Source organism: Streptomyces sp. B21-083, assembly GCF_036898825.1.
Lineage (GTDB): Bacteria > Actinomycetota > Actinomycetes > Streptomycetales > Streptomycetaceae > Streptomyces.
On sequence record NZ_JARUND010000002.1, the window covers coordinates 4,025,590 to 4,045,390 of the forward strand.

Genomic DNA, 19,801 nt, shown 5'->3' on the forward strand with positions numbered 1-19,801 from the left:
GCCGCGGACTCCGCCCGGCGGACCGTCAGACCTCGCCCCGCCCCTTGATCTGCGCCGAGGGCCACATCCCTCGCCAGGCTCGATGGCCGGGCGGGAACCCCATGGCCGCAAGGGTGTTGATGAGCATCCCGTACGCCAGGAAGGTCGTCGTCTCCTCCCCCACGGGCACCTCGACGGCGTCCTGGAGCTTCATCCAGCCGGCCCTCACGGCCTCGCCGAACTCATGGTCGCCCTCGGCCTCGGCGGCGGCGACAGCCACGTAGATCTGCATCTGCATCTGCAGCCGCTCGGGGTGCTCACTGATCAACCGTGCGTACGCGTCCGCCATGGAATGCAGGGCCTGCTCACCCTCCAGCCCTTCGGCGGCCTCCTCCATGACCCGGCACACATCGCTCATGCACCGCTGGGAGGCGGCGGCGAAGATCGCCTTCTTGCCCGGGAAGAGCCGGAAGAGGTACGGCTGCGAGACGCCCACCCGCCTGGCGATCGCCTCGGTGGAGGTGCCGTAGTAGCCCCTCTGCGCGAACTCGGCGATCGCCGCGCGAATGACGCTCTCGCGTCGCTCTTCTGCGCTCATCCTGACCATGTGAGTAAGTTAGTGCTCAATCACTAACTACGTCAAGAGGTCCGCCTCCACCCTTCCCACCCCCGGAACGGGCCCGGCGATGGGCGGCCACCCGCTCGCGGGTCGCACAACGGCGCGAACAGTAGTGCCGTTCTGGCCCGCGCCCCTGGGTGACGAAGACGTTCTCGCAGCTCACCGACGCGCAGACAGCCCCCGGCGGACGCTGGTGCTCCCAGACGAGCACGGCCAGCGCGAGACAGGAGGAGCCGAGAAACCACTCCCCCCAGGGCCCGTCGTCGTCCCGGTCGACATGCGGATGCCAGGGCGTGTGCCCCGCGTGCGAGGTCAGGCGCAGCGGCCCGGCACGGTCGAGGAGCAGCCGGTTCAACAGGCCGGCGGCCCGGTCCACATCCCCGGCACCGAAGACCTCACGCAGGAGGAGCGCCGCCTCGCGCATCCCGTCGACGTCATGGGCGGCGAGGTCGAGCAGGCCCGGCTCGCCGTGTTCCCGGAGTACGGCGACGATCGCGCCCGGGGACGCGGGACCACCGCGGGTCAGAGCGTTCACCAGGGCGGCGGCACGGCGGGCGTTGGCGAGTACGGAGTGCCGGGTGGACCGGGCACCGGAGGCACCGGACGCACCGGACGCACCGGACGCACCGAAGGCATGCGAGGCACCGGAGGCATCGGCAGGAGGTGGGGCGGGAGCGGGCACGCAGAGAATGTAACGCATATTGCAGAGTTTTGAGTTACTTACCTAACGTCGCTGGAATGAAGAGGCTTCACGGGACCAGGCCGACAGCGGCGTATCTGGCCGGGGCGACGGCGGCCCGCACCGGCGACGAGATGTCGGGGCCGGCGCTGCTGCTGGCCGGGTACGCGATCACGGGGTCGGCTGCCGAGGCGTCGGCGTTGCTCGCGGGCATCACGATCGCGGCGGCGGTCGGCGGCCCGCCGCTCGGGGCGCTCCTGGACCGGGCGGTACGACCAGGCCGCCTGCTGGCCGTCGCGCTGGCCCTCTACGCGACCGGCCTGGTGGCGATCCTGGCCGTACTCGGCCGTGTGCCGCTGCCAATCGTCGTCCTGGTCGCGGTGGCCCCGGGCCTCCTCGGACCGGCGCTGTCGGGCGGCTGGACGGCCCAGCTGCCCCGGGTGGTCCCGCCCGGGACCCTGCCCCACGCGAACGCCCTCGACGCGATGACGTACGGCGTCGCCGGCCTCACCGGACCTGCGCTGGCCGGAATGGCCGCACAGCTGTTTGGGGCGTTGGGGGGAGTTGTCGTGTCCGTCGCACTGATCGGGCTTGCGCTGCCCGTGGCGTGGGGCCTGCCGGCAGTTCCCGTATCAGCGGTGGGGGCCGAAGGCTCGGTGACCGCCGACCTCCTGGCAGGCACGCGCCACATCCTTCGCAGCCGACCGCTCGCCCGGGTGACTCTCACCTCGGTCCTCTCCTGCACGGGCCAGGGCATGCTGATCGCCTGCGTACCCCTGCTCGGGGAACGGGTGCTCGGCGGAGCCGCCCACGGCACGATGCTGCTGTCCTGCACAGCCGTCTCGGCGCTCACCACGAACGCCGTACTGGCCCGTTTCCCGCCCCGCTGTGCCCCGGACACGCTCGTCTGGGCCGGGGCTCTGTTCCAGTCGGCGGCACTGGCGCTGGCGGCGACCGGCCGACCGTTCCTCGTCCTGGCCGCCGTACTGGTCGCCGGGGTCGGTGAGGGGCCGCAGCTGACCGCTCTGTTCGCGGTACGTCACCGGGAGGCGCCCGAGCGGCTGCGCGGGCAGATCTTCACGACGGGGGCCAGTTTGAAGATCACCGGGTTCGCGGTGGGTGCCGGATTCGCCGGACCGCTGACCACATGGTCCCTGCCGGGAACGCTGCTGACGGCGGCGGGCGTGGAACTGCTGGCGGTGCTGGCCTTCTTCACGCTCGTACCGAGGCTGTTTCTTCTCAAAGAAGAGGTCGAGTAAGGGGCGCCCGCAATTGGCGAGCGCCCCTTACCCGAAGCCGAAGCAAGAATCTCCGAAATGGCGTGCTCAGCGCAGGCGGACGACAGCCCGGGACATGCCCAGCACCTTCTGGCCCGCGCACTTCGCGAGGAGATCGACGCGGACCGTGTTGTCGTCGAGCTTGGCCCCGACCTTGCCGCTGACCTCGATGGTGGCGCCCTGGCCGTCGTTGGGGACGACGACCGGCTTGGTGAAGCGGACGCCGTACTCGACGACCGCTCCCGGGTCGCCGACCCAGTCGGTGACGACGCGGATCGCCTCGGCCATCGTGAACATGCCGTGCGCGATGACGTCGGGCAGTCCGACCTCGACCGCGAACTTCTCGTTCCAGTGGATGGGGTTGAAGTCCCCGGAGGCGCCCGCGTACCGGACGAGCGTGGCACGGGTCACGGGAAAGGTCTGGGCGGGCAGCTCGGTGCCCACCTCCACATTGGCGTAGGAGATCCTCGCGGAATCGTTCGCGGAATTGGCCGTCATGGGTCAGCCCTCCTCGGCCGCGCGAGCGACGAGCTTGGTCCAGGCGGTCACGACGTGCTCGCCGGCCTCGTCGTGGACCTCGCCGCGGATGTCGATGATCTCGTTGCCCGCCATGGACTTGATGGCCTCGATGGTCGAGGTGACGCTGAGCCGGTCACCCGCACGGACGGGGCGGACGTAGGCGAACTTCTGGTCGCCGTGCACCACCCGGCTGTAGTCCAGGCCGAGCCGCGGGTCCGCCACGACGTCTCCCGCCGCCTTGAATGTGATTGCGAACACAAAAGTGGGCGGGGCGATCACATCGGCGTGACCTAGGGCCTTGGCGGCCTCGGGGTCCGTGTACGCGGGGTTGGTGTCCCCCACCGCTTCCGCGAACTCGCGGATCTTCTCCCGGCCGACCTCATAGGGCTCGGTGGGCGGATAGGACCGCCCCACGAAGGACTGGTCGAGCGCCATGGGCTCGCAACCTCCTGAATCGCATCCTGAGTCGCACTGGTCACGCGACCGCATGGTTCACAGCTGGTGGGCTGGTCTAACGACGCGAGGCCGCCCCCCAACCAACAGGGGACGGCCTCGACGTACGAGCCTGAATTATCGCGTTTCGCGATGCGCGGTGTGCGCATTGCAACGCGGGCAGTGCTTCTTCATCTCCAGTCGATCCGGGTTGTTACGCCGGTTCTTCTTGGTGATGTAGTTCCGCTCCTTGCACTCCACGCAGGCCAGCGTGATCTTCGGGCGGACGTCGGTGGCAGCCACAGGAGTGCTCCTTGACGAACGGATGGGACGATGAACGCATACGAGAGTAGCCGATCGAAGGACCGACCCCGCAATCGGCTACTGTCAGTAGCGGTGACCGGACTTGAACCGGTGACACAGCGATTATGAGCCGCTTGCTCTACCGACTGAGCTACACCGCTGTGATGCGATCGGGCCCCGTCTTGCGACGGGGACCTCTCGCACCAGAGCCCCAATACGGAATCGAACCGTAGACCTTCTCCTTACCATGGAGACGCTCTACCGACTGAGCTATTGGGGCGAGCGATGAAGACATTACACGCTCGCCCGCCGTCCCCCAAATCCGTTTCGCGGCAGCCGCCCCGGCCTGTTCCGGCCCCCGTTCCGCGCTCCGCCCGCACCTCGAAAACCGCTCCCCCAGCAGCCTCGAAACTCCCTCCCGCAACCGCTCTCACACCCCCTCGCCAGCGATCTTTGCCATCCGGCGGACCACACCGGTACGACTATTTCGCTCCTCCGCAACAGGGGTGGACGGCCGCCCTAGGCTCGTCTCACTCTGCGTGATCTTGTGTCCCCGCTTGCGCGCAGCCGCCCCCGACCACAGGAGCGCGATGCCCGACAGCCAACCGCAGCCGCCCCACTCCTCGTCCTCCTCCTCGTCACCGGCTTCCTCCGGGGATCCGGCTGCCCTCCTGCTGTGCGGGGCGCGGCTCACCGACGGCCGGACCGTGGACGTACGGCTGGGTGGCGGTCGTATCGAGGCGGTCGGCACGGTCGGCAGCCTTGGGGCGTACGCCGCCCGCGTGGACCTCGGCGGCTACCTCCTCCTGCCGGCCCCCGCCGAACCGCACGCCCATGGCGACACGGCTCTGTCCGCCGACGCCGAGGGCCCGCTCTCGTACGACCCCCAGGACGTCCAGCGCCGGGCCACCGAGGCCGCTCTGCTCCAACTCGGCCACGGGGCGACGGCGTTGCGCTCGCACGTCCGCATCGGCGACGTACCGGGCCTGGGTGCCCTGGCCGCCGTGCTGCAGGCCCGGCGGGCGCTGCGCGGCCTCGCCGAGCTGACGGCGGTGGCGATGCCGCGCGTGCTGACCGGGGCCGCCGGAGCGGACGGGCTGGCGATGCTGCGGGACGCGGTGAAGATGGGCGCGTCGGTGGTGGGCGGCTGCCCGGACCGCGACCCCGATCCGACCGGCTACGTGGAGGCGGTCCTGGAGGTCGCCTCGGAACACGGCTGCCCGGTGGACCTGCACACGGACGGTGACGACCCGGCCCGGCTGGCCCGCCTCGCGGCGATGGCGGGCGGTCTGCGCCCCGGTGTGACCATCGGCCCCTGCGGCGGCCTCGGCCGCCTGCCCGCCGAGGTCGCCTCCCGGGCCGCGGACCAGCTCGCGGCGGCGGGTGTGACGGTGGCCTGCCTCCCCCAGGGCGGCTGCGGGGGCGCGGAACGCCGCGCCACGGCTCCGGTACGGCTGCTGCGGGCGGCCGGGGTGCGGGTGGCGGCGGGCAGCGGCGCACTGCGGGACGTGTCGAACCCGGTGGGCCGCGGGGACCCCCTGGAGGCGGCGTACCTGCTCGCCTCCCGCCACGGCCTGCGCCCGGAGGAGGCCTACGACGCCGTGAGCACGTCGGCGCGGGCGGCGCTGGGTCTGCCGGAGGTACGGGTGGAGGCGGGCTTCCCGGCGGAACTGCTGGCGGTCCGGGGCGACCGTCTGGCCGGCGTGCTGTCGCTCGCCTACAGCAGGATCGTGGTGCACAGGGGGCGCGTTGTGGCACGGACGAGCGCGGTACGTGAGTACTGCGACACCCCGGCGGCGGCAGCGCCGGACCTGCCGCGACAGGGGCGTACGGAGCTGTCGTGAGGTGAGAGAAGCATGACACTTCGGCAGAGCGCACGGACGTCGTGCGGCTGTGCGGCGGACGGGTTCGGCGGACAGGTTCGGCGGGGCGTACGGTCGAAGGCATGCGCATTGTCATCGCTGGAGGACATGGTCAGATCGCGCTGCGGCTGGAGCGTCTGCTCGCCGCACGCGGTGACGAGGTCGCGGGCATCATCCGCCGCCACGAACAGGGCGACGACCTGCGGGCGGCGGGCGCGGAACCGGTCGTGTGCGACCTGGAGTCGGCCTCGGTGGACGAGGTCGCGTCGCTGCTGCGGGGCGCCGACGCGGCGGTCTTCGCGGCGGGCGCGGGCCCGGACAGCGGCACGGCCCGCAAGGACACGGTCGACCGGGGAGCGGCGGTGCTGTTCGCGGACGCGGCGGTTAGGGCCGGGGTACGCAGGCACGTGGTCGTGTCGTCGATGGGCGCCGATCCGGCCCACCCGGGCGACGGCGTCTTCGACGTCTACCAGCGGGCGAAGGGCGAGGCGGACGCCCACGTCAGCGGCCTGGACGGGCTCGACTGGACGATCCTGCGCCCCGGCGCCCTCACGAACGACGCCGGCACGGGCCGGGTACGCCTGGAGGCCGACACGGGACGCGGCGCCGTCCCTCGCGACGACGTGGCCGCGGTCCTCACGGAGCTCCTGGACACCCCGGCGACCGCGGGCCTGACGCTGGAGCTGATCGGCGGCTCGACGCCGGTTTCGGTGGCGGTGAAGTCGGTGGCGGGGAACTAGGCAACCGCTTGGGGGACCGGGCCACCAGGAGTGGGCCCAGGCCCCGGACCGGCACCGGCACCTAGAAGAGCGGCAACTGGCCGGGGAACTCGGGTTGGACGTACCCGTCCAACGACGGCTGGGCCGCCCCGAGTTCCGCCTGCCGCCGCGACCCCGGACACGAGACGAGTTCACCACTCCCCCGGGCCCCCTGCGGATCGTGCCGCGCGAACCTTCCGGCGACGACAGCGATCTCACGCCGGCACTCGGGACAGCTCCGGCGACGGGACGACGACACGAACGACGGCCGCGACAGCGATGACATGGGGCCACTCTCCCTCATGACCACCACGCCCGCCCACAACAAAAAGGCCCTCTTCCCCCCGCGAAATCGCAGAGAAAAGAGGGCCTTCCCTATGTGGCGGCGCCAGGGTTCGAACCTGGGTAGGCTGAGCCGGCAGATTTACAGCGGGCCGCGTCCACCGCCTACCACCTGCGGTTTCCCTTGCACCTGCCGCCACTGGGGGACACCTGGGGGAATCGCCCCCTCCGTGCCGGAACCAGCGGTTGCGCTGAGGTGTGGCGTTCTTCGATCAGGAGCCGCCCTCCGCCCGGCACGGTGGATCGCTCCGCATCTGCCCTCCGTGCTGCGGTGGGCACTGTCGTTGACAGGCTTCTACGGCTCGCCCTGCTGTCGGCCGAGGTGGGCCCTTGCCCTGCTGGGATCCAAACAACGATGGCACGCGTCTCCTGCTGCACAATCGTGAACCAAGGGGACACTTGCTCATGAGTGATTCACCGCGCAGCAGGCGCATTGGCATGGCACAACGGCTCCCGCGACCCGACCGTATCCGGACACGTCCAGCTCCGCCTGAGACTCGATGGTATCGCCGCTTCGACTGGAATCGAGCAGCGACAATCGTCGGCGTAGTCCTCGGCATTGCCACTCTCGCCTTCACCGGGGTCGCGACCTACTACCAGGCCAAGGTCTCCGCCGACCAACTCTCGCAATCGAAGGAAGACGCTGCGGATAAAGCTAAGAGCCAAGCTGAGCGAATCGCACTCTGGGTGGAATACAACAGCCTCGGCGAGCCGGTCGTCCGTGTCATGAACCGATCTCCCGATCCTGTTACCAGCGTCGTCATCATTATGGGCGTCCGCAATAACGACGCTGCGGAATTCAGAGTGTTCTATCTTCCCATTCCCAGCCTGCGGCCATGCTCCATTCTGCCGGTGGAGCTGAGCAATGTTCGATATCGACAACTGAATGGGGAAAAGGTCTATACGTTTCCCGCAGCGGGCGGCCCGTACGAGGTCAGGGCCGATGCGGTCGACTTCGTAGATTCTCACGGACAGGTCTGGTTCCGTACAAGCGAAGAACTTCAGCCGAAGGCAAGCGATCCCCTTTTGAAGTTTGGCCGTATCGTCAAGCAGGAATCCAGGAGAATTACAGACAGACCTGCGGTACTCGGATTCCAGAGAGAGCCGTCTCCAAGTTCAGCCGGCCAGTGTTGAGAGCAGGACCACCTGACCCGCTCTCAAACGGCCCCAAGCGACGGGCTCGCGCGGACTTCCCGCAGCGGTTTCAGGCGATGGACGGCCAGCGCACGGTGACGACTACAGAGTCTTCTTCAGCCTGCCACGAGTGGTCGATGCCGGGCCCCCACACCACGTAGTCGCCCTGCTTCTCCAATGTGACGCTACCCACGCTGAGGTCTAGCCGGAACCTGCCACTGACGAGGAGAAGCATGGTGGTTCGCTGGTCATCGGCCACCCACTCCGGCCGCTGCTCGCCGGCCGGGTGGGTACCCCACTTCACTTCCAGGGCCCCAGTCTGACGCACCGCACTATGCGTGGGGTCGATGAAATGCCCCAGAAGCCAGCCTCGATGCTGGTCAGCATCGGCGTTCGCATTGCCCGTATACCAGTTGTCAGCCATTACCTAAGACTCCAATTCGATGGACGGAATCCGAACACGTTGCCCGCCAATTTCGGCAAGCCGTCGGCATCCCTGGGTAAATGCGAAGAAACCTTCATTACTCCAGCGCGGGTCGAGTGCCAGCGACTCCAGCCGCGCAGTATCCAGGCTGGAGTATCGGTGCAGCCCACTCGATTCCCAGTTCGCTCGAACTTGTCCCCCGTACTTGACCCACCACTCTTCGTCATCGATAACGATCAGATTCGCGAACTCGTAGTTGCCGCTCACGAGGTTGATCCCCACAGCCGTGGAATCCATCCGCCATGCATCGCTTCCATGCCGGTCCATGAGCCAACGCATGGGGTCAGACAAGAGGCTGGGGTGCATCGGATCAGCATGGAGCTGCTCGCCTGCGGTGGAGTCCACATCGGTCCGCCCGAAGAGTTCTTCCTCCATCTCTCGCTCGACTGTTGCTGAGAAGCGAGCATCCTCACCATAGTCAGCCATCGGCCCATGGAAAGCCTTGGGGATGACCGCCAATCGTCGATTCGCGTTGAGCACGCTGCCGGACCGCTCCTGGATCAGGAGTAGATAGTCAGAGTCATGCCCACGTCCACGTGGCCGCGCGATTGCAGTTAGGGCCAGCGCTCCGCCCGCGCAAACACGTCCAGCGAAATCCAAGACTGTCGCCAAATCTGGCAGAAGTTCGTCTCGTATCGGCATGACTGGTGGTCGGTCTGATTCTCCAGTGGCGATCGATCGCATAAGCTCACTCTCCAAGAGATTGAGCGTGAGGGCGAACTCCACAAAATCGACGACTCCCACACTGCCAGAGATAATCCCAGGCTGAACATCCAGAGAAGTCAGGGTATAGATCTCAGAGTTGACAATCTGACTACCCCTTTCCATGGATTCCGCCAAACTTCGCGCCGCTTCTTCCGCCACACTGCGACTGAGCTTCGTCCGATGCCGCACGTCCGGCCGAAAGTGGAAGTTATCCTGCCCGCTGCCTACCGGCTGCGCCAGGTCCAACCACGCATCCTGCGTCAGGATGGTTGTCGCAAGCACCTGTCCGGCCACCTGAGCCTTGTACGGGCGCCATTGACCGAACCCCGCCCGGTAGTAGCGCTGTGCCGCCGCAGCGGCCTGTTCCCGAGTCACCTGCGCGAGTCGCTGATCCTGCGCTTCCATGGCGCGGGGATCCAACGCGTCAAGCTCTTCCGCAACTCGCTCTCGTGCGCTCCCGGGCGCCCAAGTGAATCCCGATTCGAGCCAGGCCAGGGCAGCCGCGATGTGAGGATCCTTCGCCAAACGTTGATGCGCAGGCGTCTGACGACGTGCGGCGACTTGCTCGCTTCCGTCTTTTTGACGACTCCCGACCAGCAAGGCAAACCGCGCCTTGGCGTCAGGCGCCGCATGAAAAAGCACTGTGTCCAAGGCGCGCTGAATCTCTGCCGTTGGGACCAACTCTGGGCTAGCACTCCACGCAGCGACGGTCCTTACGGATGTTCCGAGACGGCCGGCGAACCCTTCGTTTGTTTCGCGAAACGCCCTTTTGAGCGCGCTTGCGTTTTGGCCGGTCCACGTGTCTACGACGTCCAACTGATCCCCCTGCTGTCAGTGGTCTGCACTCCGGCTGCATTCTGACTGCACTGCCGCTTCATGTTGGTTTACCGAGCCGTGCGATTGACTCTTCCCATGAAGAAACGGAAGCACAACCAGTCAAAGTTCAGGGACCTTTACGGTGACTCTCAGCGCTTTCGAGAGAACTAAGGCGTTCTTTTACGGCTTCAAGCTCTGTGCGCAACGAAGCAACCTGCTCCGCAAGGTCTTCGGGCTCATTGGCTCCGGCCGTAGCGCTCTCCCCTCTAGGGAGAACGAAGGTCCCTTTTCCGCTCACCGAAGCGATCAGCTTTTCCTGCTGTAGCACTTTGACGGCGTCGTGCACCGTAACTTGCGCGGTCTCGTAGTGCTTAGCCAGGGATCGGAGCGAAGGAAAACTCTTTTGCTCAAATTCGCCAGCTCGAATTCGCTGCCGCAATTCTTCTGCAATTTGAAGGTGCAGCGGGCTGGGGTCGTCTCTTCTGATCGGCACCTGACCACCGTACCAAGATCACCAGAACTGCACTAGGGCGCATCAGTCGGAGGCCTTGACCGGCCGTCGACTCGATGCCAGAGTAAGGCGCACCAGGGCGCCTCAGGGCGCAATGGATCGCTTGCAGGAAAGCCCCCTCCGCAAGTTGGGGTGGAGCTGTCTTAGCTGGTTTGACCTGCACGAATGCGTAGGGCGGGAGAACGCTGCAAGACCCGCTAAAGGCCAGAGATCAGGGCTTCGGCCCGACTGGCGAGGTGGCCCGGTGACCGCGTGCAACGGCCGGAGAGTGCAGACCACGGGTCTGCCTTGCAGTGCTTTTCCACCTTCCGCGCAGGTCCTGATCTGCCCGACCAACAGGAGTCGTGATGCGTCAACGCCATACCCAGGTGCCGTCGTGAGGGCCGAACGACGGTGCCGTACATCCCCGGTCCATCCCTGTTCCGCAGCGCGCTTGTGCTGCGGGCCGGCTGCCTCTCCGATCCGTCCGCTCCCCTTCTCGGGTGCGTACGGGTCGGGGCGCGGGGAGCCGCGCAAGCTCCGTTCGCCAACGAGAGGAAGACCGGATGCGCCGGTACAGGAACCTTCCGCACCCGAATGACGACCAGGTCGGTACGGACGTCCGGTACGAGGGCGAGTGGCACCGGATCACGGGTGTCGGTGGCAGCTACTTCAGCCTGGTCCGTCTTCGCGACGGCTACCCCCACAGCGCCCGCATCAACGACGTCAACGGCCACACCAACCGCCGCTGACACCTTCCCCTTCCCCCATCAAACGGCGCACCCCCGGAGCTGTAACTCCGGGGGTGCTTTCGGGCCGTCACACCTACTAGGGAGATCACGACCCATGAAGCACATCGTCACTGTTCAGGATGCTGTTACCGCGTTCGCCGACTGGATGGAGCCGACAGCCGCCGAGCTGGACGCCATCGACCGCGAGATGCCGCTGATCCTCGCGCAGGTCGACCTGTTGGACGCGCAGATCATCACCATGGACCGCACCCCGAGCGAGCTGGACGTGCGGCGGATCCGCCGGGCCCGCCGCAAGGTCCTCGCCGCCGGCCGCACGCTGGCCAACACGGCCGCGCCGATCACCCCGGAGGTGGGCGCGTGAAGGCCAAGACCGTTCTGCCCGCCATTGCGATGACGGCGGTATCCATGGTCCTCACCCTCGCGGTGGTCCTGATGTGGCTGCGCACGGCCGTGCCGTGGCCCGTCGCCCTGGTCGTCGGACTCGGCATCGACGGCGGCTGGCTCGCCACCCTCGCCTACGAACGCCGCCTCGCCGCCCAAGGCGACCACAACGCCACCGTTACCGCCGTCGGCTGGTCGTTCGGCCTCATCGCGGTCGGCGTCCTGGTCGCCCACGCGCTCACCGCCGAACAGGGCACCGGCGCATGGCTGGCCGTCGCCTGGCTCCCGATCGCCGCCAAGGCACTGTGGCTGGTTCACGGACTGTGGGAGCGGACCGCGCTCACCCCCTCCGCGCTCGGTGCGATCCGGGGCATTCAGCAGGAGGCGCGTGATGAAGCGGCCGTGGCGCGTGCCCGGTTGCGGGCTGAGGCTGGCACGGAGGAGACGCGGCTGACGGCCGTGACGCAGGCCGGGGCGCGCGTCGCACGCGTCCAGGCCAAGACCGCCAAGTCCCTTGCCGGAGCGTGGTCGACGCTGGAAGCAGCGCGCAACGGTGACGACACCGGCAGGGCGCTGACCAGCGTGACGAGCCGCGTCACACCCGACGTCACACCCCGCTGGGAACTCCCCGTATGGGGACCCACACAACCCATCGGAACGCGCTCGCTGGAAGCGGTACCCGCGCTCACCGACCAGGAACTTGACGATCTGGTCGACGAGATCCGGCACAGCGAGACCCCCGCCCTGTCCTACCGCGAGATGGCCATCCGCTTCCGCGCCGGCGGCCACTCCGCATCCGAGGTTCGCCTGCGGGCGGCATGGAAGCGGGTTGCCTGATGTCCGCCGCCTACGGCAAGTGCTTCGACCCCACCGGCGCCCGCTACGGCATCCCCACCTTCCCCTGGAAGTTCGCCCCTGACGACGAGGAGTTCGCCACCCGCCGGCAGTTACGGGCGCGGGGGTTGCGTCCGGGGGGTCAGCCGATAGCGGCGCAGGTCATGAGGGCGAATCGCCGTACCGGCGGGGTCCGCGTCGCCTACCTGTACCGCATCGACCTGGCCAAGCCCGTACGGCCGATGACGTCCCGCAAGTGGGGCGCCCTCGCGCTGGCGATGCTGGCCCGCCGCACGTGCCCGAACTGCCGGGTGATCTACAGCTACTGCATGCCGACGTCGCTCGGCATGTGCGTGCTGTGCGCGTTCCCCGAACCGACCCCGATGGAGGGCTGATCGTGTCCAAGTCTGAGATCCGCCGCATGGATCGTGAGATTCACAAGGTCACCGTCAAGCTCGCCGCGTTGAAGCGGGGTGAGTCGTGGCCGTTGAACGGTGCGGAGCGTCGGGCCATGGCCCGCGCCCTGGCCGGCGGCTCCTACAAGGTCGTACGCGGCAAGTCCGCCGCCCGTGCTGAGCAGCAGATCGACACCACCACGGTCAACGCGGAGATGCGGCTGACCGCCGAATTGACCGCCCTGCACGGCGAGAAGCAACGACTCATCACCGAGGCCGCCCGCGAGAAGGCGGCCAAGAAGCGTTCCGGCTGGTTCTGACCAGCCCGGCGCCGGGGTGCCCGCCTCTTTCCACGGACACAGGCACCCCGGCATTCTCTCTCCCACTCCCGCCCCCAGACAGGGGGCAGTCAGGAGCAGTACCAGCATGACCGAGAACGTCATCTCTTTCGTCAAAACCCCGCCCACCGGCCCCGTGCCGGACGTGGCCCCCACGGTGCTGACCGTGGTGCCCGACGCCCCGCCCGCACCCCTGGTGCCGTTGTGGGTGCGCTCCGGACGGGCCGTCAAGACCGCCGTCACGCACGAGAACACCCGGAGCGCCGCTCGTGCGGTGGCGCGTCACAGCCTCTACACGTTCAACGGGGGCCGGATCGTGGCCCGCCGCACGTGGGACGGCAAGACCGGCGCCCGCTACGAACGCATGATGCGTACGGCGGAAGCAGCCGGAAACCTGGAAGCGGCTGAGGAGTGGGAGGAGCGGCTGCAGCGGTTCCGGCAGGCTCGCCACCACCGCCGCATGGACCTGTTGCACGCGCCCGTTGAGGTCGCCAAGGGAATCGGGGTCGGTGTCGGTGTGAGCATCGGAGTGCTGGTCGCGCTCGGTGTGGTCATGGCGATCAACAACCACGATGTCACCGACGTCATCACCCCGCTCAAGGCGACGATCGACTTCATCGCTCTGCTGATTCGGATCGTGCAGGTGACGTGGGGTACTGCCATCGTCGTCGGACCGCTCCTCGCTCTCCTCGCGCTGTGGACCGTGGGCAGCAAGCAGCAGGCCGCACCCCAGTGGGCACTGCCCGCCAACGTCCGCAACGGCGAGGGCGAACCGGTCACCCCGTCCATCGTCGTCAAGGCCCTGCGCGACCTCGGAGTACCCGCACTGCGCAACGCCATCAAGGACATGGGCGACGCCGGCGCCTCGATGCTCGGTCCGATCCGGATCGCCGGATGCGGCGTGGAAGTCGACGTCACCCTTCCTTCGGGGGTGTCGACGAACGAGGTGCAGGGCAAGCGGCGCAAGCTCGCCGAAAACCTGTCCCGGCATGAGCACGAGGTGTTCATCACGATCCCGGTCGCCGCGCGTACGGTGCGGCTGTGGGTGGCCGACTCGGGGGCATTGGACGAGCCGATCGGGCCGTCTCCGCTGGTCACCGACGAGACGATGATCGCCGACTACACCAAGGGACGCGCCCCTTGGGGTCAGGACCTGCGTGGCGACATGGCGGCGCTGAGTGTGTATCAGCGGCATCTGCTGATCACGGGGTTGTCGAACCAGGGCAAGACCGTCGCCCTGCGCTCCCTCGCTCTCTGGCTCGCCCTGGACAAGTCGGTGCAGTTCTGGATCGGCGACCTCAAGGGCGTCGGCGACTGGAACATGTTCGACGGCCTGGCCAACGTGCTCATCCAGGGCCCGACCGACGACCACGTCATCCAGGTCACCGAGATGGTCGAAGACGCGGTGGAGGAGATGAACCGCCGTATCCAGGCCCCGCCCGGAACGGTGTTCCCCGCCCTGATCGTGATCGTCGACGAAGCACAGATGGCGTTCATGTGCCCGGTCGTCGACGACGAGAAGCGCCCCTACGGCGGCTCGAAGGCCACCTCGCGGTACTTCATGGCCGTGCGCAAGATTCACAACCAGGGCCGTGCCGTGAACGTGCTGATGTGGCAGGGCACGCAGGACCCCACCGACCAGAACCTTCCCAAGCTCGTGCGCGAGGGCGCCCACACGCGTGCCTCACTCGCGCTCGGTACGGAGTCTCAGGCGCGGATGGCGTTGGGGGACAAGGCCGTTGACGGGGGCGCCGCACCGAACATGCTGCGGCCGGGCCTGGATCAGGGAACCCTGGTTCTCGCGTCGTCCGGCATCGCCATCCCGGCCGGGCAGGCGTCCATCACGGTCCGCACGCACTACATCGACGACGACGCGGCCGAAGCCATCATCGTCCGCGCCAAGGCCATGCGGGACGGGGTCACCACCCTGCGCGTGGTCGACAGCGGCGAGCAGCGAGACGCGCTCGCCGACATTGCCACCGTGCTGGGAGACAAGCCGCGCCTGTTCACGCAGGAGGTTCTCCAGCGGCTGGCTGCTCTGGACGCGGACATCTACGGCGGCTGGACGAACGGCGACCTGAAGCGGGCCCTGGAACCCCACGGAGCCGAGCCGTACAAGTCGGACGGCCGCATGGTCGTCGGCGCCGAGCGCGTCTCGCGCGCCATCACCAACCGCGACGGCGAGGGTTCCGCTTCCGCCGCTGAATGACAGGGAGCCGACCCCCGGCGGGTCAGGGAGGCAGGGAGAACTCCCTGACCACCTCCCTGACCCGCCTCCCTCTATCTGACCTGCACAAATGATCACTCAGGGAGGCAGGGAGGCACTCCAGGTCAGACCCCTGAAACCCCCTCCACAGCGCACCCCCAAGGGGGTGTCCCTGCCTCCCTGGCCTACCGCCGGAAGGGATTCCGCATGTACCCCGAGCCTGCCCGCCACGCGCCCGATCAGCGGGCCGTGGAAGTCCACTACCCCACCCCCATACAGCCCGCCATCACGGCCGTTTCGGCGCCGCTCGTTCCCGTCCAGCCGGGCAGCGTCCCGGCGGTCGCGAGCATCGTCCTGCCGGACGGACGGGTCGTCACCGGCTACGCCATCAACCCCGTCCACCCCCAACCGGTCCAGGCCCCGCCGGCCGTCTCGCGTACGGCGGTGAACGTCGCGCTCGGTGGTGTGGGGTTCCTCGCAGTGTGCGGTGGGCTGCTGCTGCTCACCTCGTTCATCGCCGCCCTCACCGCGTTCATCACCCAGCTCATCACCCTCGCCGCCGTCATCTTCGGCGGCTGGATCGCCGTCCAGATCCTCGGAGCGAGCGGCCACAAGGGCGGCACCACGGTCAACATCCGCAAAGCCGTCATCAAGCGCAACCACTTCCACGGCTGAACAACCCACAAGGAGAACCGTGTTCGAGATCCGCGTCATCTGCGATCCGGCCGACACCGACCGCGTCGTTGCCGCACTGGACGCCACCTTCACGACCGGCACCGTGACCCGCTACCCCACCCGTGACAGCAAGCGGCAGCGCCTCTACGTCAGGGCCAACCACCACACCGACCCCACCACCGAGGAGACGGACCGGACCGAGGCGGGGCCGACAGCGTGGCCCACACCGGAAGACGCCTACGCCACCGCCCCCGCCATCCCCTACGAGATCGCGTGGACCGCCTCCACCGCCCGGACGCTCACCGAGAACCCGCACGGCGACACGGACCGGGAGTACTGGCTGCGCAAAGCCGCCCTCATGGACCGCATCGCCCTCGACTACGAGGCGGACGGCGTCCCCAACGGCACGGACGACATCGCGGCCAACGCCGCCCGCCGACTCATCGAGATCGACCACAGCAGCGACCCGGCCGCGCTCGCCCACCCGCGCGGCTACGTCCGCCACGAATACGCCCACTGGGCCGACAACCAGTAGCTACACCAAGGGCGGCCCCCCTCTCGCCAAAGCGCGGGGCCGCCCTTGCCAACCAGTCCTCAGCAGACCTGTTGGAGGTCTCCAGCATGACCGATCGCAGCATCCACCCGCGACTGCCCGACGGCACCGAAAGGGTGGTCACCGCCCGGACCGAGCCGCGCCCGGACGGCAGCACCGTCCTGACCCTGGTCACCGTGGGCCCGCCGCTCGTTCTGGTCGAACACCGCATGTTCCTCGCCCCGTACCTCACCCACTCGCTCCTGCACACCCTCGCCCGCGACCTGGACGGCGTGCCCACCCCCGGGCCCACCCCGGAAGCCGCCGCCCTCCTCGCCGCCATGCGCACCGGCGACCGCACCGCCCTCGCCGCCGCACAGGACGCGTTCAACACCCGTGTGCTCAGCCTGTGGGCCGACACGGACGGGAGCGCCGCCGCATGAACAACCCTCTGCTGAACGCCGCTCTGGCCGCTGCCGAGCGTGGCTGGTACGTCTTCCCCCTGCGTCCCGGCACCAAGTACCCCGGCCTGCACGGCGCCGAGCGCTGTCGACAGACCGGTGACTGCACCCACGGACACCTGAAGTGGGAGCAGCGGGCCAGCATCGACCCGCACCGTATCCGGCACTGCTGGGAGACCAGCGCCGGCAACATCGCCCTGGCCACCGGTCCTTCCGGGCTGGTCGTCGTCGACCTCGACATGCCCAAGCCCGAAGACGATAAGGGCACGCCTGACGGCGAGACGTCCTTTCAAGCGCTCTGCGAGCGCGCCGGACACCCAGTGCCCGACACCTACCGGGTGCGGACCCCCAGCGGCGGCATGCACCTGTACTTCACCACCCCGCCCGGCATCCAACTGCCCAGCACCAAAGGCACGTTGGCTCCAAAGATCGACACCCGGGCGTGGGGCGGCTACGTCGTCGCCGCCGGCTCCCGCACCCCCACCGGACCCTACGAAGCCGCCAGCGGCTCTGTGGTGGCCCCGGTGCCCGGATGGCTACTGAGCATCCTGAAACCGGCCCCCAAGCCGTCTCAGACCCCCTCAGGGCCCGTAACGGTGCAATCTGGCCGATACGCTGACATGGCGCTCGGTAAGGAGACTCGCAACGTTGCCGGGGCCCAACCCGGGGAACGCGAAGCCACGTTGTTCCGGGCAGCGCGCGCCCTGGGCCGGTTCGTCGCGTGGGGCGACCTCCCCCGGAGCATGGTCGAACAGGCTCTTCAGGAGGCAGGGGAGAGGGCGGGACTCACCGCCGCCGAGTGCCGCTCCACTCTCCGCAGCGCACTGAACTGGTCGATCGCCCACAACCAGCGCCGCCGGGACGCGGCATGAACACCCCACCCCGTCCCCCTCTGAAGAGCATCACCCGACCCGCGACGGACCCGCGCGCCGCCGAACCCGCCCTGCCACGGCCGGCCGTGGGCGACCTCCAGGAAGTCGCCGGAGGCGTCCCCATTGCCGTTCGCCCGAACGCGCCACGTGGCGACGGCCGTTACCCCGTCGCGTGGCTGCACATCTGCACGCCGTACGGCGCGACACCGTCCGCCACCTCACGGTGCGAGTGCGGCCGGGACCGCCGGGCATTCGGCCCTGCCCGCGTACTCGCCCTGATCGACGACCACACCGCCCACCGCGACACCTGCCCGCTCCGCACCCCCCAGGAAGGGAGGGCCGCCGCATGACCGACACCATCGACGGCGCCGCGCTGCTCAACGAGGTCGAAGCCTTCCACCGCCGCTTCAACATCTTCCCCACCGAAGCCGCTTACGTTGCCGTCGCGCTGTGGGACGCGCACGCCCACCTGATCGACTGCTTCGAGACCACACCCCGGATCGCGTTCCTGTCCCCGGAGCCTGGCTCCGGGAAGTCCCGCGCGCTGGAGATCGTGGAACTCCTCACCCCCCGCCCCGTCGCCACCGTCTCCGCGTCCGCGAACGCCCTGTACCGGCTGGTCGACTCCGCCGATGGCCTGCCTACCGTGCTCTTCGACGAGGTGGACACCATCTTCGGCCCCAAGGCCGGCGCGGATGAGGCACTACGCGGGTTCCTGAACGCCGGATACCGGCGCATCGGCGGCGCCCTGCGGTGCGTCGGCGAAGGCTCCAACCAGAACGCGCAGGTCTTCGGCTCGTACTGCGCCGTAGCCATGGCAGGACTCGGCTCCCTGCCCGACACCGTCCTGACCCGCTCCGTCATCATCCGCATGCGCAAGCGCGCCCCCAACGAGAAGGTGGAGAGCTACCGGCAGCGCATCCACGACCAACAAGGCCACGCCATCCGTGACCGACTCGCCAAGTGGGCCAAGACCGTCAGTGACCAGGTCGCCGGCGCATGGCCCGCCATGCCCGAAGGCGTCACCGACCGCCCCGCCGACGTGTGGGAACCGCTCCTCGCCGTGGCGGACGCGGCCGGCGGCGACTGGCCCGCACGGGCCCGCGCCGCCTGCCTCGCTCTGATCAGCGCAGCCCACGACAACGACGAAGCCTCGCTCGGTGTGCGGCTGCTGACCGACCTGCGCGACAAGGTGTTCTGCGGCGAAGACCGGATGCCCACGGCCGCGATCATCGAATGCCTGCTGCGCATGGACGACGGCCCATGGGGCGATCTGGACGACAAGCCGATCAACTCCCGCACCCTCGCCCGGCTGCTCGGCAAGTACGTCACCCCCCACCTCAAGCCGATCAAACCGCGCGGCATCCGCACCCCTTCAGGCTTCCCCAAGGGCTACTACGCGGAAGACCTCACGGACGCCTGGACGCGGTACTGCCCTCCACCCCCCGGAGAATCCGCCACGTCCGCCACGTCCGCCACACCGCAGGTCAGCGGGGGTGCATCCGTGGCGGATACCGCCACCGTCATCCGCCACACGCACGAGGAAACCGCCACACAGCCCACCCTCACCGGCTGACCCAACCCGCTCACCCCGATGCCGCCACACCGTCCGGGTGTGGCGGCACCTATCCGCCACACAACCGCTATCCGCCACACGATCAAGGCCCTGACCTGCGATGTGGCGGCGTGGCGCACGTGGCGGATCCCCCAGGAGAGAAGACGAAGGAGACACCACCTTGGCCCGCCCCAAGATGCTCAAGCTCCCCGAAGTCCTCGAAGAGATCGAGATGAGCCGCGCCGCCTTCTACCGGATGCGCGCCCGGGGCCTGGCCCCGAAGCTCATCAAGCTTCCCAACGGCCAACTCCGCTGCCGGCGCACCGACCTCGACACGTGGTGGTCGTCCATGGAAGACGCCGCCGCCTGACCACCTCCCGCACACACGAGACACGAGGGGC

At 68.4% G+C, this 19,801-nt stretch carries 26 protein-coding genes and 2 tRNA genes; 17 read left to right on the forward strand and 11 right to left on the reverse strand.

Features of this window, described 5'->3' with window-relative positions:
- Positions 1 to 25: 25 nt before the first annotated feature.
- Entirely contained in the window at positions 26 to 586 is a 561-nt protein-coding gene (locus QA861_RS42035; RefSeq protein ID WP_334594176.1) for a TetR/AcrR family transcriptional regulator, read from the reverse strand.
- 16 nt (positions 587 to 602) lie between these two features.
- A complete protein-coding gene (locus QA861_RS42040; RefSeq protein ID WP_334594178.1) occupies positions 603 to 1,280 on the reverse strand; it encodes a CGNR zinc finger domain-containing protein in 678 nt (225 codons plus the stop codon).
- Between the two features lie 56 nt (positions 1,281 to 1,336).
- Between QA861_RS42040 and QA861_RS42045 the strand changes: the two genes are divergently transcribed.
- Positions 1,337 to 2,536, forward strand: coding sequence for an MFS transporter (locus QA861_RS42045; protein WP_334594180.1), 1,200 nt, complete (start codon positions 1,337 to 1,339; stop codon positions 2,534 to 2,536).
- A gap of 66 nt (positions 2,537 to 2,602) precedes the next feature.
- On the opposite strand, the gene QA861_RS42050 is transcribed toward QA861_RS42045, so the two are convergent.
- The 5 genes from QA861_RS42050 to QA861_RS42070 all read right to left on the reverse strand — a co-directional run bounded on the left by QA861_RS42050 (position 2,603) and on the right by QA861_RS42070 (position 4,088).
- Positions 2,603 to 3,052, reverse strand: coding sequence for a MaoC family dehydratase (locus QA861_RS42050; protein WP_334594181.1), 450 nt, complete (start codon positions 3,050 to 3,052; stop codon positions 2,603 to 2,605).
- 3 nt (positions 3,053 to 3,055) lie between these two features.
- Complete coding sequence (locus QA861_RS42055) at positions 3,056 to 3,508, reverse strand: FAS1-like dehydratase domain-containing protein (RefSeq protein WP_334594183.1); 453 nt, start codon at positions 3,506 to 3,508, stop codon at positions 3,056 to 3,058.
- A gap of 135 nt (positions 3,509 to 3,643) precedes the next feature.
- Positions 3,644 to 3,808, reverse strand: coding sequence for a 50S ribosomal protein L33 (gene rpmG / locus QA861_RS42060; protein ID WP_003948671.1), 165 nt, complete (start codon positions 3,806 to 3,808; stop codon positions 3,644 to 3,646).
- A gap of 88 nt (positions 3,809 to 3,896) precedes the next feature.
- Positions 3,897 to 3,969, reverse strand: a tRNA-Met gene (locus tag QA861_RS42065).
- Between the two features lie 46 nt (positions 3,970 to 4,015).
- Positions 4,016 to 4,088, reverse strand: a tRNA-Thr gene (locus QA861_RS42070).
- 310 nt (positions 4,089 to 4,398) lie between these two features.
- Here QA861_RS42070 and QA861_RS42075 point away from each other — a divergent pair.
- Positions 4,399 to 5,652: an amidohydrolase family protein gene (locus QA861_RS42075; protein WP_334594184.1), complete on the forward strand. Its 1,254-nt coding sequence runs from the start codon at positions 4,399 to 4,401 to the stop codon at positions 5,650 to 5,652.
- A gap of 101 nt (positions 5,653 to 5,753) precedes the next feature.
- Positions 5,754 to 6,410, forward strand: a complete 657-nt coding sequence (locus tag QA861_RS42080; protein ID WP_334594185.1) for an SDR family oxidoreductase — start codon at positions 5,754 to 5,756, stop codon at positions 6,408 to 6,410.
- A gap of 61 nt (positions 6,411 to 6,471) precedes the next feature.
- Here QA861_RS42080 and QA861_RS42085 read toward each other — a convergent pair whose 3' ends face one another.
- Entirely contained in the window at positions 6,472 to 6,714 is a 243-nt protein-coding gene (locus QA861_RS42085; protein WP_164319099.1) for a hypothetical protein, read from the reverse strand.
- Between the two features lie 461 nt (positions 6,715 to 7,175).
- Here QA861_RS42085 and QA861_RS42090 point away from each other — a divergent pair, with 461 nt between their 5' ends.
- Positions 7,176 to 7,904, forward strand: a complete 729-nt coding sequence (locus QA861_RS42090) for a hypothetical protein (protein ID WP_334594186.1) — start codon at positions 7,176 to 7,178, stop codon at positions 7,902 to 7,904.
- 70 nt (positions 7,905 to 7,974) lie between these two features.
- Here the strand turns inward: QA861_RS42090 and QA861_RS42095 are convergent, their stop codons facing one another.
- The 3 genes from QA861_RS42095 to QA861_RS42105 form a co-directional block, all read right to left on the reverse strand.
- Positions 7,975 to 8,328, reverse strand: coding sequence for a signal peptidase I (locus tag QA861_RS42095; protein ID WP_334594187.1), 354 nt, complete (start codon positions 8,326 to 8,328; stop codon positions 7,975 to 7,977).
- A 3-nt stretch (positions 8,329 to 8,331) separates the two neighbouring features.
- The gene (locus QA861_RS42100) at positions 8,332 to 9,744 is read right to left on the reverse strand and encodes a hypothetical protein (RefSeq protein WP_334594189.1); all 1,413 of its coding nucleotides are present in this window, start codon (positions 9,742 to 9,744) and stop codon (positions 8,332 to 8,334) included.
- 292 nt (positions 9,745 to 10,036) lie between these two features.
- Positions 10,037 to 10,402, reverse strand: coding sequence for a GntR family transcriptional regulator (locus QA861_RS42105; protein WP_334594190.1), 366 nt, complete (start codon positions 10,400 to 10,402; stop codon positions 10,037 to 10,039).
- Between the two features lie 563 nt (positions 10,403 to 10,965).
- Between QA861_RS42105 and QA861_RS42110 the strand changes: the two genes are divergently transcribed.
- The 13 genes from QA861_RS42110 to QA861_RS42170 all read left to right on the forward strand — a co-directional run bounded on the left by QA861_RS42110 (position 10,966) and on the right by QA861_RS42170 (position 19,770).
- Positions 10,966 to 11,151 carry a hypothetical protein gene (locus QA861_RS42110; RefSeq protein WP_334594191.1) on the forward strand — a complete coding sequence of 62 codons (186 nt, stop codon included), beginning with the start codon at positions 10,966 to 10,968 and terminating at the stop codon, positions 11,149 to 11,151.
- A 94-nt stretch (positions 11,152 to 11,245) separates the two neighbouring features.
- The gene (locus QA861_RS42115) at positions 11,246 to 11,512 is read left to right on the forward strand and encodes a DUF6284 family protein (protein ID WP_334594192.1); all 267 of its coding nucleotides are present in this window, start codon (positions 11,246 to 11,248) and stop codon (positions 11,510 to 11,512) included.
- Positions 11,509 to 12,369 (forward strand): MFS transporter, encoded by an 861-nt coding sequence (locus QA861_RS42120; protein ID WP_334594193.1) that lies wholly within the window; start codon positions 11,509 to 11,511, stop codon positions 12,367 to 12,369. The genes QA861_RS42115 and QA861_RS42120 overlap by 4 nt, the downstream gene beginning before the upstream one ends.
- Positions 12,369 to 12,761: an RRQRL motif-containing zinc-binding protein gene (locus QA861_RS42125; RefSeq protein WP_334594195.1), complete on the forward strand. Its 393-nt coding sequence runs from the start codon at positions 12,369 to 12,371 to the stop codon at positions 12,759 to 12,761. The genes QA861_RS42120 and QA861_RS42125 overlap by 1 nt, the downstream gene beginning before the upstream one ends.
- 26 nt (positions 12,762 to 12,787) lie before the next feature.
- Positions 12,788 to 13,081: a hypothetical protein gene (locus QA861_RS42130; RefSeq protein ID WP_443041692.1), complete on the forward strand. Its 294-nt coding sequence runs from the start codon at positions 12,788 to 12,790 to the stop codon at positions 13,079 to 13,081.
- 106 nt (positions 13,082 to 13,187) lie between these two features.
- Positions 13,188 to 15,308: an FtsK/SpoIIIE domain-containing protein gene (locus QA861_RS42135; RefSeq protein ID WP_334594198.1), complete on the forward strand. Its 2,121-nt coding sequence runs from the start codon at positions 13,188 to 13,190 to the stop codon at positions 15,306 to 15,308.
- Positions 15,309 to 15,512: 204 nt separating this feature from the next.
- Positions 15,513 to 15,980 (forward strand): hypothetical protein, encoded by a 468-nt coding sequence (locus QA861_RS42140; protein ID WP_334594199.1) that lies wholly within the window; start codon positions 15,513 to 15,515, stop codon positions 15,978 to 15,980.
- A gap of 19 nt (positions 15,981 to 15,999) precedes the next feature.
- A complete protein-coding gene (locus QA861_RS42145) occupies positions 16,000 to 16,515 on the forward strand; it encodes a hypothetical protein (RefSeq protein WP_334594200.1) in 516 nt (171 codons plus the stop codon).
- Between the two features lie 86 nt (positions 16,516 to 16,601).
- Positions 16,602 to 16,955 (forward strand): hypothetical protein, encoded by a 354-nt coding sequence (locus QA861_RS42150; RefSeq protein ID WP_334594201.1) that lies wholly within the window; start codon positions 16,602 to 16,604, stop codon positions 16,953 to 16,955.
- Complete coding sequence (locus QA861_RS42155; RefSeq protein WP_334594202.1) at positions 16,952 to 17,845, forward strand: bifunctional DNA primase/polymerase; 894 nt, start codon at positions 16,952 to 16,954, stop codon at positions 17,843 to 17,845. The genes QA861_RS42150 and QA861_RS42155 overlap by 4 nt, the downstream gene beginning before the upstream one ends.
- The gene (locus tag QA861_RS42160; RefSeq protein WP_334594203.1) at positions 17,842 to 18,195 is read left to right on the forward strand and encodes a hypothetical protein; all 354 of its coding nucleotides are present in this window, start codon (positions 17,842 to 17,844) and stop codon (positions 18,193 to 18,195) included. Before QA861_RS42155 ends, QA861_RS42160 begins: the two co-directional genes overlap by 4 nt.
- Positions 18,192 to 19,421 carry a DUF3631 domain-containing protein gene (locus QA861_RS42165; RefSeq protein ID WP_334594204.1) on the forward strand — a complete coding sequence of 410 codons (1,230 nt, stop codon included), beginning with the start codon at positions 18,192 to 18,194 and terminating at the stop codon, positions 19,419 to 19,421. The genes QA861_RS42160 and QA861_RS42165 overlap by 4 nt, the downstream gene beginning before the upstream one ends.
- 160 nt (positions 19,422 to 19,581) lie before the next feature.
- The gene (locus tag QA861_RS42170) at positions 19,582 to 19,770 is read left to right on the forward strand and encodes a helix-turn-helix transcriptional regulator (RefSeq protein WP_334594205.1); all 189 of its coding nucleotides are present in this window, start codon (positions 19,582 to 19,584) and stop codon (positions 19,768 to 19,770) included.
- Positions 19,771 to 19,801: the final 31 nt, after the last annotated feature.

Coding starts and splice junctions, on each gene's coding strand:
- QA861_RS42035 (WP_334594176.1), bottom strand. CDS start 586: ATGGTCAGGATGAGCGCAGAAGAGCGACGCGAGAGCGTCATTCGCGCG.
- QA861_RS42045 (WP_334594180.1), top strand. CDS start 1,337: ATGAAGAGGCTTCACGGGACCAGGCCGACAGCGGCGTATCTGGCCGGG.
- QA861_RS42050 (WP_334594181.1), bottom strand. CDS start 3,052: ATGACGGCCAATTCCGCGAACGATTCCGCGAGGATCTCCTACGCCAAT.
- QA861_RS42055 (WP_334594183.1), bottom strand. CDS start 3,508: ATGGCGCTCGACCAGTCCTTCGTGGGGCGGTCCTATCCGCCCACCGAG.
- QA861_RS42075 (WP_334594184.1), top strand. CDS start 4,399: ATGCCCGACAGCCAACCGCAGCCGCCCCACTCCTCGTCCTCCTCCTCG.
- QA861_RS42080 (WP_334594185.1), top strand. CDS start 5,754: ATGCGCATTGTCATCGCTGGAGGACATGGTCAGATCGCGCTGCGGCTG.
- QA861_RS42085 (WP_164319099.1), bottom strand. CDS start 6,714: ATGTCATCGCTGTCGCGGCCGTCGTTCGTGTCGTCGTCCCGTCGCCGG.
- QA861_RS42090 (WP_334594186.1), top strand. CDS start 7,176: ATGAGTGATTCACCGCGCAGCAGGCGCATTGGCATGGCACAACGGCTC.
- QA861_RS42095 (WP_334594187.1), bottom strand. CDS start 8,328: ATGGCTGACAACTGGTATACGGGCAATGCGAACGCCGATGCTGACCAG.
- QA861_RS42110 (WP_334594191.1), top strand. CDS start 10,966: ATGCGCCGGTACAGGAACCTTCCGCACCCGAATGACGACCAGGTCGGT.
- QA861_RS42115 (WP_334594192.1), top strand. CDS start 11,246: ATGAAGCACATCGTCACTGTTCAGGATGCTGTTACCGCGTTCGCCGAC.
- QA861_RS42125 (WP_334594195.1), top strand. CDS start 12,369: ATGTCCGCCGCCTACGGCAAGTGCTTCGACCCCACCGGCGCCCGCTAC.
- QA861_RS42130 (WP_443041692.1), top strand. CDS start 12,788: ATGGATCGTGAGATTCACAAGGTCACCGTCAAGCTCGCCGCGTTGAAG.
- QA861_RS42135 (WP_334594198.1), top strand. CDS start 13,188: ATGACCGAGAACGTCATCTCTTTCGTCAAAACCCCGCCCACCGGCCCC.
- QA861_RS42140 (WP_334594199.1), top strand. CDS start 15,513: ATGTACCCCGAGCCTGCCCGCCACGCGCCCGATCAGCGGGCCGTGGAA.
- QA861_RS42150 (WP_334594201.1), top strand. CDS start 16,602: ATGACCGATCGCAGCATCCACCCGCGACTGCCCGACGGCACCGAAAGG.
- QA861_RS42155 (WP_334594202.1), top strand. CDS start 16,952: ATGAACAACCCTCTGCTGAACGCCGCTCTGGCCGCTGCCGAGCGTGGC.
- QA861_RS42160 (WP_334594203.1), top strand. CDS start 17,842: ATGAACACCCCACCCCGTCCCCCTCTGAAGAGCATCACCCGACCCGCG.
- QA861_RS42165 (WP_334594204.1), top strand. CDS start 18,192: ATGACCGACACCATCGACGGCGCCGCGCTGCTCAACGAGGTCGAAGCC.